This window comes from Alkalihalobacillus deserti, from assembly GCF_020734105.1.
GTDB lineage: Bacteria > Bacillota > Bacilli > Bacillales > Bacillaceae_D > Halalkalibacter > Halalkalibacter deserti.
This window is the reverse complement of sequence record NZ_JAJAFR010000004.1, coordinates 308,850-323,094: the sequence shown is the minus strand read 5'-3', so window position 1 is coordinate 323,094 and position 14,245 is coordinate 308,850. Positions and strand designations below refer to the sequence as shown.

Below are 14,245 nucleotides of genomic sequence, written 5' to 3'. Positions count from 1 at the left end.
TTTGTTTATTCACTCATTTTAAAATCTATCGCAAGATATGTTATGATACAGTACGTAACTAAGCTTAAGAATTGAGGGGTATCCATGAAAACCGTCGTCACGACGTTGAATGCAAAATACATCCATACCTGTTTAGCACTACGCTGCTTAAAAGCCTATGCTGAACCGGAGTTCCCAATAGAAATAGTCGAATACACAATTAAAGACCCAACGATGAATATCGTTTCTGACCTATATGAACGAAAACCTGATGTTATTGGATTTAGCTGTTATATTTGGAACATTGAAGAAACAATAAAAGTCATTAATATGTTAAAAAAAGTTATGCCAAATACAAAAATTATTATAGGTGGACCAGAAGTTTCTTATGACATAAAAGATTGGTTAACCACTCTAGAAAACGTCGATTTCATTGTTGTTGGTGAAGGAGAAGAAACCTTTAAGCAATTGCTGGAAGAAATTACTACTACCGAAAAATATCACATGGTATTTGGTCTTGCTTATCGCAAGGGAGAAGAAATCATTGTCACCGCTCCAAGACCAAAATTAAAACTCGATGAAGTACCAACACCTTATCGTTTCTCTGAAGATCTTGATGGTTTAACAAAAAGAGTTACTTATTTTGAAACAAGTCGAGGTTGTCCTTATAGTTGTCAGTTCTGCCTGTCTTCTATTGAAGTTGGTGTTCGCTATATTGATATTGAACGGGTCAAAGCAGATTTATTGTTTTTAATCGAAAATGGAGCAAAGCTAATTAAGTTTGTCGATCGCACATTCAACATTAAACGAGATTACGCCTTAGAGATCTTTCGTTTTTTAATCGACAATCATCAAGACTGTGTTTTTCAATTTGAAATAACAGCAGATATTATGAGACCTGAAGTACTCTCTTTTTTAAATGAACATGCCCCCGCTGGCGTTTTCCGTTTTGAAATTGGGGTGCAATCTACCAATGATGCTACGAACGAGCTTGTTATGCGGCGTCAAAACTTCGAAAAGTTAAAAAGAACCGTTATGATGGTTAAAGAAGGCGGAAAAATTGATCAACATCTTGATTTAATCGCTGGTTTACCAGAAGAAGATTATGATTCATTTCGTAACACATTTAATGATGTCTTCGAAATGCGTCCCGAGGAAATGCAGCTTGGCTTTTTGAAAATGCTGCGTGGTACCGGCTTAAGAGTTCGCGCCGAACAGCATGATTATGTTTATATGGACCATTCTCCCTATGAAATTCTCCAAAATAATGTGTTAACTTTTGACGAGATTATTCGAATTAAACGCGTTGAAGATGTTCTTGAAAAATATTGGAATGATCACCGAATGGATCGCACCATTGAACATCTAGTCAAACATGAATTCGAATCGGCTTTCGACTTTTTCCAAGAGTTTGGCGATTATTGGGACGAACGTGGCTGGGCACGGATTGGACATCAATTAGAAGATTTATTTTTAAGACTTGAACAATTTTTGCTTCATCGCCAAACAACAGCTAAGCTAGATATCATTCGTGGATTAATGATGGTTGACTTTTTTGAAAACCATAAACATAAGCCTCGTAAAACATGGTGGGATTTTTCTCTTTCTAAACAAGAACAATCTAGGTTCTTAATGATACTAGCTGAGCAACCAAGATTAATATCTTTAGATTTTGAAACATTGTCATTGACTGAAAAAGAATTGCACAAACACACGATGATTGAAACGGTACCATTCCAACTAACTAGGGATGGGATAAATGAGACCCCTAGTTTACTCATCGCTTACTTCAATCCTAAAACGAACCGATCTCAAGTTTTCACTTCACCACTTGAGAAGCTAACCGTCCAAATAAACTAAGAAAAAGGGAGCCTATTTTGGCTTCCTTTTTCTTAGTTTATTTTAGTTATTTGCAGGTTTTTCTTTTTTAACAAAAAAGCAGTGGCTTGCTTGAAATTCTGAAATGTTTGTACAAAGCAGTGATTAGGATCATATATTAGACGAAGGTAAAAATTAATAAATCGTTTCACTCCTTATTCAAAAGTTCTGAACTCACTTCAATTGATGCGAATCGTGCTTGACCATCTAAATTAGACTGTAAATCAGCTCTTTGCCTACTTCAACTCCATCGACTAAGTCTGCTACTTGATTACAACTTTACTTTCTCTAAAAATGGATACTGTTTAATATTTGTTTATCTCTTGTTCATATTTTTCCAATAACATAAATGCAGCTTTGGTTGCGCTTATTTCCCCATCTAGAACCGTCTTTTTGACTTCCGTTAACTGTGATTTTATTAATTGATGGTTATAAAAACTTTTTATAATATGCTCTTCTAATAATGAATGAAACCAATTCGCAGCTTGCTCTTTTCTTCTTATTTCAAATTGATTCGTTTTCTTCATATGCTGATGGAATCGTTCAATCGTTTCCCAACATTCTTGAACGCCTCTCCCCGTGAGAGCAGAAATAGTCTCCACCTCTGCTTCCCAACCTTCTGTCACACTTGGAAGCATATGGAGCATTCGTTTAAATTCTACTTTAGCTTGTTCGGCTGGTTGTTGATTATTTCCGTCTGCTTTATTAATGAGCATAATATCAACCATTTCCATAATCCCTTTTTTCATGCCTTGTAATTCGTCTCCTGCTCCAGTTAACATCAACACTAGAAAACAATCAACCATCGATCTCACTGTCACTTCACTTTGACCAACACCTACAGTTTCAACAATAATAATGTCATATCCTGCAGCTTCACATAACAAAAGAGTTTCTCTTGTTTTTCTTGCTACTCCGCCTAAGGCTCCTCCGGCAGGTGAAGGGCGTACAAACGCATTAGGATGTCTAGATAGCTGATCCATTCTCGTTTTATCTCCGAGAATACTACCTTGTGAAAGTGAGCTAGAAGGATCGACTGCAAGAACAGCCACTCGGTGTCCTTGGTCTGCTAACCTCATTCCAAACGCCTCTATAAATGTACTTTTCCCAGCCCCAGGTACACCTGTAATTCCAATTCTAATCGACCTCCCTGTATCTGGCATGATCTGAGTTAGTACGTTTTGAGCTAATGAAAAATGTCTTGCCGCATTGCTTTCAACAAGAGTAATAGCTCTTGCCAAAACCGCTCTATTATTAGCTTTAACCCCTTCTACATATTCCTCTAAGGAGAGTTCAACACGTTTCTTATAAGCATCCATTCAAAACACACACCCCTTTTAAAAAGAACATAACTTCTGCCAGAGATTAAACACCCGAGCTTCTAAAACACAATTATGTTCTGACCAAATGTAATTCGCCTCTACTCCCACACATTTAAACAAATGAAAATCGTCTTGCGAATTAATTACTAATCACTTTCTTTTTTCATGATAAAAAGAGGAAGCAGACGTCCCCCTTCCTCTTTCCACTTATTCGTTCAACGCTTCACCATAACCTAGTCGCTCGTTCAATTCTTTCACAATTTGTTGGGCAGCAGTTGGAATCACTGTACCTGGACCAAATATGGCAGCTGCTCCCTTTTCTTTTAAGAATTGATAGTCTTGGGCAGGAATTACGCCACCAATTATGACGAGAATATCTTCGCGCCCAAGCTTTCTTAACTCCTCAACAACCTCGGGCAAAAGGGTTTTATGTCCAGCTGCCAAAGAGCTCATACCTAATATATGAACATCATTTTCTACGGCTTGCAAAGCAGCTTCTTCTGGTGTTTGGAATAGAGGACCAATATCGACATCAAACCCCATGTCGGCAAAAGCCGTTGAAATCACTTTTGCACCTCGGTCATGCCCATCCTGACCCATCTTCGCAATCATAATACGCGGACGACGCCCTTCATTCTCAGCAAACTGATCGGTTAATTGACGAATCTCCTTCATCGCTTCTTTCTCTCCAAACTCTGAACGATACACACCACTAATAGATCGTAAAACAGCTTTATGTCGACCCACAACTTTTTCGTACGCCATTGATATTTCTCCGAGGCTAGCCCGAGCTCTCGCTGCTTCTACAGCCAGTTCCAATAAGTTTCCTCTTTTTGTTTCTGCTGCTTTCGTTAAAGCATCAAGAGTTTGTTGAACTTTCTGCTCATCTCGATTCTTACGTAAAGTTTCTAGCCTGCGAAGCTGTGATTCTCTAACAACGGTGTTATCAATATTTAAGATGTCTAGTTCTTCTTCTTGATCTAAACGGTATTTATTCACACCGATAATCGTTTCTTTCTTCGAATCGATATGTGCCTGTCTTCTAGCAGCTGCTTCCTCAATCCGCATCTTCGGTAGTCCGGTTTCTATTGCCTTTGCCATTCCACCTAATTCTTCAATTTCTTCTATATGTGCCCACGCCTTTTGTAATAGCTCTTGCGTCAACGACTCGAGATAATAAGATCCTCCCCAAGGATCAAGCACATTAACAATCCCTGTTTCTTCTTGTAAATAAAGCTGGCTATTTCTTGCTATTCTTGCTGAGAAATCGGTTGGAAGCGCAATCGCTTCATCTAGTGCATTTGTATGGAGAGACTGTGTATGGCCTAGAGCGGCTGCCATGGCTTCCATACACGTTCGAATCACATTATTATAAGGGTCTTGTTCGGTTAAACTCCAACCTGACGTTTGAGAGTGTGTTCGAAGCGCTAGTGATTTATCATTTTTAGGATTAAATGGCTTCATTAATTTAGCCCAAATCAATCTGGCTGCCCTCATTTTTGCGACTTCCATATAGTAATTCATACCAATTGCCCAAAAGAAAGATAATCTTGGAGCGAATTGATCAATGTCTAATCCGGCATTAATCCCTGTTCGTACGTATTCAAGCCCATCTGCAAGCGTATAGGCAAGCTCAATATCCGCAGTGGCTCCAGCTTCCTGCATGTGATAACCAGAAATGCTAATGCTATTAAACTTAGGCATATACTTAGATGTATATTCAAAAATATCAGCAATGATTTTCATTGAAGGCTCTGGTGGATAAATATACGTATTTCGGACCATGTATTCTTTCAAAATATCATTTTGAATCGTTCCTGTTAGTTGATCCGGTGGCACTCCTTGTTCCTCCGCAGCAACAATATAAAAGGCCATGATCGGAAGAACAGCCCCATTCATTGTCATCGACACAGACATTTGATCAAGTGGAATTCCATTAAATAAAATATTCATATCAAGAATCGAATCAACTGCAACTCCAGCTTTTCCAACGTCACCCACCACACGTGGATGATCAGAGTCATAGCCTCGATGTGTAGCTAAATCAAAAGCAATCGAAAGTCCCTTTTGACCAGCCTCTAAATTCCTTCGGTAAAACGCATTGCTCTCTTCCGCTGTTGAAAAACCAGCATATTGCCTAACTGTCCAAGGCCTAGCTTTATACATCGCTGGATAAGGTCCGCGGAAAAAAGGGGCAATTCCAGCGACATAATCAAGATGGTCAAGCCCTTCGATATCTTCTTTTCTATAAACAGGCTTTATCGAGATTTTTTCCATCGTTTGAAAAGCTGTTGACTCCTCACGAATCGTCCCTTTCACTTCTGAAAAAGATGGAAATGGTATCGTTTGAAAGTTTGGCTTTCTTTTCATCATAATGAACCTCCCATCTTTTCGAGTAGTTCATCCAAGACATCGTAGGCGTTTGATTTGGCATCAATGATACCGTACAAACCTGCATTTATTAATTCTTTCTTTAGCTCTTCATTCAGGCGACCTGAAAGGAAAATCGTACAGTCGTGATCCTTTATTATTGCTCGCACAATTGAAAGCGCTTGCTTATTATAGCTGTCATCACTTCCACAAATAACAACAAGATTTGAATGTTTAGCTGCATCAACTGCCCCACCCTGATCTCTAACTGGAAGAGAGCGTTTGATAGCAAACCCTGCACTCTGAAAGAACTCACTTGAAAAATCAACTCGAGGCTTATGTTCTGCAAGTGTGCCGAGTCCTAGGAGTAATGCACTTGGGCGTTCTCCCAATTTCCCTTCTATTTTGCTCATTTTATTTCTAAGCTTTTCAAATGGTTCAGCTAATCGCCTTGGAGCGATACTCTTGACTCTACTTTTAGGAGATCCTTCTTGTAGTAGCTTATGGATGAGATGAAAAGGAATATTTTTAAGCATTAAGGCTTGAAATTCCTCTAATGACCCTGGTCGTGTTACGTCTTCGATCTCAACGTTCATTTCTAGTTTACGAGCAAACGTGTTCCATTCAACTTCATCAATTTCGATCTTCGGCGGCAACTTTTCAACTAAATTGACAAATCTATTAACGCCAATAACCGTCTGCTTTCTACTCTCGACTTCAGCTTTTCGTTTCTCCCACGTCTGATCCACCCACGTCTGTATAAGCTCGGACTTAAGAGCAGCCACGATTCCACCTGACTTTTCAATTTCTTGAAAAGCTTTCCAAGCTTCTTTCGCTAATTGCTCAGTTAAGTGCTCAACATACCATGAGCCTCCTGCTGGATCTGCCGTAACCCCAATATAAGCTTCTTCTTGAAGGATAAGCGACGTATTTCTAGCAATTCGTCTTGAGAAGGCAGAAGATTTTTGTATCGCCTCATCAAGTGGACTAACATGCAGACTGTCAACCCCAGCTACTGCCGCAGCAAATGCTTCACTTGTGCCTCTAAGTAAATTCACATATGGATCCAGTTTCGACTTGGTAAAAGCAGATGTCCGAGCATGAATCATCATTTTCTGTGCTTCTTTTTCTACACCAAATTCTTTCATAATAGATGCCCAAAGTAGACGAGCTGCTCGAATTTTTGCCAATTCGCTAAAGAAATCACTACCGATTGAAAAAGCAAACGTTATGGCTTTTCCGGCATCATCAGCTGAGATACCTCGCTCCATTAACTCACTGACATACATCACACCTGTTGAAAGAGCAATAGCGAGTTCCTTTGCCGCACTAGCACCTCCATTATGATAGACGTGGGTCTGGACTAAAACCGTACGTAGATTTTCATGTTTTTGTTTAGCCCACTCCACAGCTGATTTCATATGATCGAAACTAGCTGATAATGAATAAGTTAATTCTCCTTCAGTAGCTAACTGATGAATCGGATCAGAAGCAATCGTCCCATCTAGTTGGTCTGATACTAATTGAAAAGCGGCAAGTAAAGGTAAACTGACGACACCTGCATCTATATAAATAGGTTGAGACGAAACATCTATTCCTTCGAGAGCTTGTTTAATATCATCAAAATCGAATAAGGGAATTCCGGAGCTCTTATCGTTCATTACTGGTTTGTTTCCATTTCTCATTTCGTTAGATAAAACCATATGAATAACATTTTGGCCTCTTGCTAAATCATGCTTGATCGTTTCATTAAAAAGCTTCGGAGTTGCCGCCTCAAGCTCTTGACTAATCTTCCAAGCTTTAGGGCCAGGTACATTTCCTCTAACAAAAGGAAAAACACCAGGATCATTAATTAAAGTTGAGCAATCCTTTATATCTTGCTGTTGGTACATCGGTTCTAAGACAATATCATCAAGTAAAGTCGTCATTAACGTATCAAATGATCGACCTTTTAATGCTTTTTCAGTAATCGTTCTCCACTGTTCATATGTCGGAATTGGAAATTCATTAAATGAGGTTAATTCACGTTTTTTCTCCATGAGTCTGCGGCTACCTTCTAGGATTCACCGCTCACTCCCTTCCTGCATATTTTAAACGTAACGTGTAAAGAGGCAATCACTCCACTTACTGTACCTATACTGAGCAATCGCTCAGTATAGGATTAAGTAAGAGACACTTTTCATCGTGCTCATTGGCATAGAAGGCAGGTGTGAGACACTTCTCACACCAATGCACTGCTTTAGAAACGACCTTTTCTGATACAACTCTAGAGTGGGATGTTCCCGTGCTTTTTTTTCGGAAGCTGTTTCTTTTTGTTCCGAAGCATTTCTAATCCTTGGGCAAGACTTTTTCTGGTGTCACGGGGATCGATGACGTCATCGACCATTCCATTTGCTGCTGCTACATAAGGGTTTGCAAATTTTTGTCGGTATTCTTCAATCTTTCGTTTTCGTATCAGCTCCGGGTCTGAACTTTCTTTAATTTCTTTGGCAAATATGATCGTCGCCGCTCCTTCAGGGCCCATCACGGCAATTTCTGAATTGGGCCAAGCAAAAACTAAGTCTGCCCCAATTGCTTTACTGTTAAGCGCTACATAAGCCCCTCCAAACGCTTTTCTTAGGATCACTGTAATTTTTGGAACTGTTGCCTCAGAATAAGCATAGAGGATTTTTGCACCGTGTCGAATAATTCCCCCATGCTCCTGTTGAACTCCTGGTATAAAACCGCTTACATCTTCAAATGTAATAAGTGGAATATTAAAACAGTCACAAAAACGTATGAATCTTGAGCATTTATCTGACGAATTGATATCAAGTCCACCCGCCATCATTTTAGGGTTATTTGCGACAATTCCAACTGTTTCCCCTTCTATCCGACCAAAGCCTACTACAATGTTCTTCGCAAAAGAAGGTTGCACTTCCATAAATTCTTCATCATCTATAATTAATTTAATAACTTTACGAACATCATAGACTTTCGTACCATCCACTGGAACAACGTCCATCAATTCCTGAACTCTCTCTAGCACTGGTCGTTTGTTTATTGGCTCTTTATGTCGTGCTCGCTCTTCAAAATTAGACGGCAAAAATTCTATTAAACGTCTTACTTCTGATAGTACTTCTTCTTCTGAACTCCCGGTAAAGTGAGCATTACCACTCAAACTCGAGTGAACTTTTGCCCCTCCTAAATCTTCGGAATTGATTTTTGCTCCAGTTACACTCTCAATGACTTTTGGCCCAGTAATGAACATTTGGCTCGTTTTTTCGACCATAAATACAAAATCTGTAATCGCAGGTGAATAAACAGCACCTCCAGCACAAGGTCCTAAAATAACAGAGATTTGCGGAATTACCCCTGAGTAAATAGAATTGCGGTAAAAAATATGACCATAGCCATCAAGGGACAAAACACCTTCTTGAATTCTAGCTCCTCCCGAATCATTTAACCCAATAATTGGAGCGCCATTTTCAGCAGCTAAATCCATCACTTTAGCAATCTTTAAAGCATGCATTTCACCTAACGCGCCTCCAAAAACAGTGAAATCCTGTGCAAAGAGAAAAACAAGTCTACCGTTAATTTTACCATAACCTGTTACTACTCCTTCTCCAGGCGCTTCAGATGAGTGGAAATCCGAACCACGGTATTCAATAAATGGATTCAACTCTACAAACGTATCCTCATCTATTAATAGATTAATACGCTCTCTGGCCGTCAGTTTGCCTCTGTTATGTTGAGCATCAATACGTTTATCACCACCACCTAGTTTTACTCTTTCCAGGCGGTCCTCCATATCATTTATGTGATCAATCATATCCATACGAGGTTACCTCCTTAAACTCTTGTTTATCTGAAAGAAAGAAACGTTTATATTCTGGCTTCATACAGGCTTCTCTTGTCAATACCGCACTCATAATTAAATCAGCGTAAATATTTGCAATTTCTTCAATCGAATAGCGGCCATTTTCCTTATACCACTTATATGTCCAATTCGTCATACCAAAAATAGCCATTGATGTAATAGGTACTGGGATTTCTTTTCTAAATTCTCCACACTCAATTCCTTCAGCAACAACACGGAACATCATTTGTTTATAACGATCTCGTTTCTTTTTCATCGTGCCATAATACTCTTCACTTAAATAAAGAGATTCTTGATAAAAAACAGTGACATGAGGCCGATACATTTCAAACATCATGACAAATGATTTTACAGTTTCATATAAGCGCTCAGCGGGAGTTGAATAACGGTTATATGCATCCTCCGCTTTATCAAGGATGTATGTAATAAAAGAATCATGAACTGTATATAGAAGTTCATCTTTTGATTTAAAATTATGGTAAAATCCACCCTTTGATGTTCCACTCTCTTTCACAATTCGATCAACTGTTACAGCATGAAATCCACTCTCTTCAAAAAGCAGTAAAGCAGCTTCAATTATTCGTTCCTTTGTTGGTTTTTTCTTCATTTCAACTTTCCACCAGCTTTCATTCAATAAGTCAGTATCGATCAACCGACTAGATAGTCTGTTTAAATTGTACGAAAATTTAGAACTATTGTCAATCGATTTCTGCAAACGTTTACATTGATTTTGTAGGCTTTGCATCTTTAAAAGGTAATTTTTTATAGCGAGACTTTTAAACGGTACCATATACATCATGTATTCTTGTTCATTAGTAAAATAATATATAAACTTGTTTATAGACAATAAAAAAAGGAGAAGGAACCAACTGTAGTTTCCATCTCCTTCTGTTTTGAAACTGTCACATAAGCAATTTTTAATTAAGAGTCTATACTTTTCTTCCAGTAATTAATCTAATGATTAGTATTACAAAAGCAATAACCAATAGTATATGAATTAGATTACCCGCAATTTCAAAACTAAAACCAAGTAACCATAAAATGAAAATAATGATTAGCAGCGTCCACATTTTTTTCACCCCACTGTTTTTCTCGTTACTTTTCTTTTCCCTAATATCAAAAAAGAAAACATATGGAGTCATACAAGACAAGCTCGTACCGATAAAAAGTTAGAACATACATGTTCGTTAATCATTACTTCTACCTCTAACTATTTTGATGTCAAAAAAAGTTATTCAAAATGTAAGAACAGTTCAAATCCGTCCTCACTTACTGTCTTACCTTCACGGTGTAATTCGATAAGCTGATTATATTCAAACAGCGTTTTTTCAAATAAAGCTTTATCTTTTTTACTCAATGCCTCGTCAATTAAGTTATATAAAGTGGTCTTATTATGATGGTAGAGAGAATATTCAAGTACAGCCTGCGCATAAAGAGACTGCACCGTATCTTCAGATCGTGTTTGTAAACTTCTGATCACTTTTAACTGTCTCGTAACACTAGGGTCCATCGCAAAATCATTAATCATATGTATCCCTCCTATAACATTACTATATTCTTAAAATACCCATTTGACTGAAGCTTCAAACATATTTGCAATTTTTTATAGACATAGACAAGACACATCAGTAAAAAACTTGCCCATGCATTTCCTTAAACCGAGAAGCTTTGCATATCAATAGAATGATCAACGATTCCGCAAACAATAAGGCTTATCTTTCCTTGATCTGTTGCTTCAAATAAATCTTTCCATTCAGTCAACTAAGCTTCTGCTCGTATAAAAGAGGTGTACCAGATGATAATTGTACGAACATATAAAGAAATCCCAGGATAAGTTTTACTTAACCTAGGATTAACATCTCTTCTGATTTTCCTCTTTATGTACCTGGAACCCTGATTTTTTCATTTGGTTTTTTCTTACCATACACTTTCTTGGCAATTCGAGGCGCTAGTTGAAATAGAAGAATCCCTACTACTGCTGATGCTAAAATAAAAACACTACTAAATGCCTTTATTGATCCCGTAGCTAGACTTGCAATAATGATCGAAAATTCTCCGCGTTGAGTTAATGAGAAACCTGCTCGCAGCGCCACTCGTTTTGATAGACCATACCATTTCCCGCCGATAATACCGATTGCAATCTTTGCTATGATTGACCATAAAAATACAATCAATAATAGACCGATCATGGGTATTCCCTCATCAAAAGCAATGGTCGTACCAAAATAAAGAAAGAAAAGGGGCAACATTAAATCTCTTACTGAAATTATTTTACTTTCAAGCTCATGGGTTCTCCTTACTTCAGCTATCATAATCCCTGCTAAAAAGGCCCCTAACACTTCAGATAACTCTAAATATAAAGCCAGACCACCGTAGGCAAGAGCAAGTCCAATTAAAAATAGAATAAAGATATCTTTATTCATATGGCGATCAAAGAAAGAACTTAGTTTACTAAATACAAAACGACCTATTAAAATGGCTCCAAGAGTTAGGGCAACTATTTTCCCCATCAAGACCATCATCGAACCCACGGTTAGGTCAGTACCTGATGTCAGTCCGACAAGGATTGCAACTAAAACTGGTGCAATTAAATCTTCAAAGATTAATAGACCAAGTATAAACTCAGATTCAGGGTTTGCCATTCGTTTAGAGCTTTCTAATAACTTGGCAGTTATCGATGAACTTGTTGCATATACGATGCCGCCAATTACAACCGACGGGATCGCATCTAATCCAAACAAGAGGCAAATCGCTGTGGTCACACCAAAACTTAAAATGACATCTAGCGAACCGGCTGGCGTTACCTTTTTTGCGACTTTTGCTAACTGTTTAATCGGAAATTCCATACCAAGCATGAAAAATAATAAGACAATTCCTATTTCTCCTGCAAAATGCAATAAGTGAGAGCCAGTTAATAGACCTCCTAAAACAATACCAAGTAGAATATAAATGATTACTTCAGGTATTTTAAATTTCGTACCAACAAAACCTGTTAGAAACAAAGTCAAAAGAATTAATCCAGCACCAAGCATTTCTGGAAATTCCACCGAATTTACACCGCCTCTCCCTTACAAAGACGTTCAAATTCTTCTATTTGCTCACTTTTCCCGATCGCCATTATCGTGTCACCAACTTTTAATTTCTGATCAGCTTCTGGACTGGCAATCACTTCTTCGTCGCGAAAGATCCCAACTATTGAAACACCTGTGCGTTTTCTAATTTCAAGTTCTTTAATCGTCTTTCCAGCGACTGGTGACAGCTCTTTCACTTCTATCCATTCAGTAACAATTTGTTTTTTAAACATCTTCATCTGATCACTTGAAATTGGCTGAAAAACAGCTCCTAACAATTGTGCCCCAAGTTCTCTTGTTTCGTCTGCAGTTAAGTCAATCGAGAAATCTGCTTCATCATCATCTGCATCATGAAAGAAGTACATTTCTCTCTTTCCTGTATGATGGATTACCAAAACAATCATGCTTTTTTGCGCTGTAACGATTGACATTTTTTTCCCAATACCGGGTAAATTAGCCATTTTTACATCCATTTTTATTTCCCCTCCCTTTACTATACCTTAACTACATACCCTCATCTTCAAAGCGCTTTAAATCGTTTTTATGCCCGATCACAATCAGGATATCATTACGTGCAATATGATCTGTCGGCGTTGGAGCAATGTTAATATCTTCTCCTCGCTTAATACCAAGAATCGTACAACCATATCGAGCACGAATATCTAAGTCGATTAAGGATTTATTAGCAACTTTATCCGTTGCAATCAATTCAACAATGCTATAGTCAGCTGAAAGTTCGATATAATCAACAATCTTTTCAGAAGTTAAATGCTGAGCGATACGTATCCCCATATCTTGCTCGGGATGAACGATCCGATCTGCACCAATTTTTTCTAGAACTCTTTGGTGATAATAATTTTGTGCTTTTACCCAGACATTTTCAACCCCGAACTCTTTTAACAACAGTGTACAAAGAATACTTGACTGAATATCGTCACCAATTGCTACGATAACATAATCGAAGTTTCTAATCCCCAATGATTGAAGTGCTTTCTCATCCGTTCCATCTGCAATCGCACTATGGGTTGAATGCTGAGTCATTTCATTTACTTTCTCTTCCTTTGAGTCAATTGCTAAAACTTGATGTCCAAGTTTATACAGCTCTTTACTAACACTACTACCAAATCGACCAAGCCCGATGACTGCAAACTGCTTTTTCGCCATATTCTAATACTCCCCTTTAACATGGGTACTTGTTAAAATCATAAACTGCCTTTTCAGCAATTATTATAACACTCTCATGTTAATGTTAACTAGAACACATCGTGCTACTCCTCCAAAAGTGTTCTCATTTTTAATCTGTTCTATATCCTATTCTTAAAATGACAAAACGATCTTTATCAAGTCGCTGAGGAAGTAAAAACCCTCAGATGCCTGTTTGAGGGCATTATGAGGGCTTTAAATTAACCTAATACTTTTTTTATTGCTTCAAGAACACGATCTGCTTGAAAGGGTTTAACAATAAAATCTTTTGCTCCCGACTGGATCGCATCAATAACCATTGATTGCTGTCCCATTGCTGAACACATAATCACTTTTGCTCCACTATCGACTTGCCTAATCTTTTTTAGTGCTTGAATGCCATCCATCTCAGGCATCGTGATGTCCATTGTTACAAGGTCGGGAGTCAGTTCCTTAAATTTTTCAACTGCTTCTGCTCCATTTGCGGCTTCACCTGCAATTTCAAATCCATTTTTAGATAGTATATCTTTTATCATCATTCGCATAAATGCTGCATCATCAACAATCAGTACTGACGCCATAAG

12 protein-coding genes are annotated in these 14,245 nt (G+C 38.1%); 1 reads left to right on the top strand and 11 read right to left on the bottom strand.

Translation table 11 applies throughout. From position 1 onward, the window contains the following. The first annotated feature begins 84 nt into the window (after nucleotides 1–84). Nucleotides 85–1,839, top strand: coding sequence for a B12-binding domain-containing radical SAM protein (locus LDX58_RS10420; RefSeq protein WP_227936774.1), 1,755 nt, complete (start codon nucleotides 85–87; stop codon nucleotides 1,837–1,839). Between the two features lie 323 nt (nucleotides 1,840–2,162). On the opposite strand, the gene meaB is transcribed toward LDX58_RS10420, so the two are convergent. From meaB to LDX58_RS10365, 11 genes are all read right to left on the bottom strand, one after another. Then, the gene (gene meaB / locus LDX58_RS10415) at nucleotides 2,163–3,176 is read right to left on the bottom strand and encodes a methylmalonyl Co-A mutase-associated GTPase MeaB (RefSeq protein ID WP_227936773.1); all 1,014 of its coding nucleotides are present in this window, start codon (nucleotides 3,174–3,176) and stop codon (nucleotides 2,163–2,165) included. Nucleotides 3,177–3,386: 210 nt separating this feature from the next. Then, the gene (gene scpA / locus LDX58_RS10410) at nucleotides 3,387–5,549 is read right to left on the bottom strand and encodes a methylmalonyl-CoA mutase (RefSeq protein ID WP_372459156.1); all 2,163 of its coding nucleotides are present in this window, start codon (nucleotides 5,547–5,549) and stop codon (nucleotides 3,387–3,389) included. Further along, on the bottom strand, nucleotides 5,549–7,588 hold the full coding sequence (locus LDX58_RS10405) for a methylmalonyl-CoA mutase family protein (RefSeq protein WP_227936771.1): 2,040 nt from the start codon (nucleotides 7,586–7,588) through the stop codon (nucleotides 5,549–5,551). Before LDX58_RS10405 ends, scpA begins: the two co-directional genes overlap by 1 nt. Before the next feature lie 227 nt (nucleotides 7,589–7,815). After that, nucleotides 7,816–9,366 (bottom strand): acyl-CoA carboxylase subunit beta, encoded by a 1,551-nt coding sequence (locus tag LDX58_RS10400; protein ID WP_227936770.1) that lies wholly within the window; start codon nucleotides 9,364–9,366, stop codon nucleotides 7,816–7,818. Beyond that, nucleotides 9,353–10,015, bottom strand: a complete 663-nt coding sequence (locus tag LDX58_RS10395; protein WP_227936769.1) for a TetR/AcrR family transcriptional regulator — start codon at nucleotides 10,013–10,015, stop codon at nucleotides 9,353–9,355. The genes LDX58_RS10400 and LDX58_RS10395 overlap by 14 nt, the downstream gene beginning before the upstream one ends. 322 nt (nucleotides 10,016–10,337) lie before the next feature. Further along, complete coding sequence (locus LDX58_RS10390) at nucleotides 10,338–10,478, bottom strand: lmo0937 family membrane protein (RefSeq protein ID WP_227936879.1); 141 nt, start codon at nucleotides 10,476–10,478, stop codon at nucleotides 10,338–10,340. Between the two features lie 161 nt (nucleotides 10,479–10,639). Continuing rightward, the gene (locus tag LDX58_RS10385) at nucleotides 10,640–10,936 is read right to left on the bottom strand and encodes an IDEAL domain-containing protein (RefSeq protein ID WP_227936768.1); all 297 of its coding nucleotides are present in this window, start codon (nucleotides 10,934–10,936) and stop codon (nucleotides 10,640–10,642) included. A gap of 349 nt (nucleotides 10,937–11,285) precedes the next feature. Beyond that, a complete protein-coding gene (locus tag LDX58_RS10380) occupies nucleotides 11,286–12,455 on the bottom strand; it encodes a cation:proton antiporter (protein ID WP_227936767.1) in 1,170 nt (389 codons plus the stop codon). Between the two features lie 5 nt (nucleotides 12,456–12,460). After that, complete coding sequence (locus LDX58_RS10375; RefSeq protein WP_227936766.1) at nucleotides 12,461–12,952, bottom strand: cation:proton antiporter regulatory subunit; 492 nt, start codon at nucleotides 12,950–12,952, stop codon at nucleotides 12,461–12,463. Nucleotides 12,953–12,983: 31 nt separating this feature from the next. Next, a complete protein-coding gene (locus LDX58_RS10370; protein ID WP_227936765.1) occupies nucleotides 12,984–13,643 on the bottom strand; it encodes a potassium channel family protein in 660 nt (219 codons plus the stop codon). A 239-nt stretch (nucleotides 13,644–13,882) separates the two neighbouring features. Next, nucleotides 13,883–14,242: a response regulator gene (locus tag LDX58_RS10365; RefSeq protein ID WP_227936764.1), complete on the bottom strand. Its 360-nt coding sequence runs from the start codon at nucleotides 14,240–14,242 to the stop codon at nucleotides 13,883–13,885. Nucleotides 14,243–14,245: the final 3 nt, after the last annotated feature.

What these genes read in the sequence shown, in the direction of transcription:
- LDX58_RS10365 (WP_227936764.1), bottom strand. Translation starts at nt 14,242, where the DNA reads ATGGCGTCAGTACTGATTGTTGATGATGCAGCATTTATGCGAATGATG.
- meaB (WP_227936773.1), bottom strand. Translation starts at nt 3,176, where the DNA reads ATGGATGCTTATAAGAAACGTGTTGAACTCTCCTTAGAGGAATATGTA.
- LDX58_RS10390 (WP_227936879.1), bottom strand. Translation starts at nt 10,478, where the DNA reads ATGTGGACGCTGCTAATCATTATTTTCATTTTATGGTTACTTGGTTTT.
- LDX58_RS10400 (WP_227936770.1), bottom strand. Translation starts at nt 9,366, where the DNA reads ATGGATATGATTGATCACATAAATGATATGGAGGACCGCCTGGAAAGA.
- LDX58_RS10370 (WP_227936765.1), bottom strand. Translation starts at nt 13,643, where the DNA reads ATGGCGAAAAAGCAGTTTGCAGTCATCGGGCTTGGTCGATTTGGTAGT.
- scpA (WP_372459156.1), bottom strand. Translation starts at nt 5,549, where the DNA reads ATGAAAAGAAAGCCAAACTTTCAAACGATACCATTTCCATCTTTTTCA.
- LDX58_RS10375 (WP_227936766.1), bottom strand. Translation starts at nt 12,952, where the DNA reads ATGGATGTAAAAATGGCTAATTTACCCGGTATTGGGAAAAAAATGTCA.
- LDX58_RS10385 (WP_227936768.1), bottom strand. Translation starts at nt 10,936, where the DNA reads ATGATTAATGATTTTGCGATGGACCCTAGTGTTACGAGACAGTTAAAA.
- LDX58_RS10405 (WP_227936771.1), bottom strand. Translation starts at nt 7,588, where the DNA reads ATGGAGAAAAAACGTGAATTAACCTCATTTAATGAATTTCCAATTCCG.
- LDX58_RS10420 (WP_227936774.1), top strand. Translation starts at nt 85, where the DNA reads ATGAAAACCGTCGTCACGACGTTGAATGCAAAATACATCCATACCTGT.
- LDX58_RS10395 (WP_227936769.1), bottom strand. Translation starts at nt 10,015, where the DNA reads ATGAAGAAAAAACCAACAAAGGAACGAATAATTGAAGCTGCTTTACTG.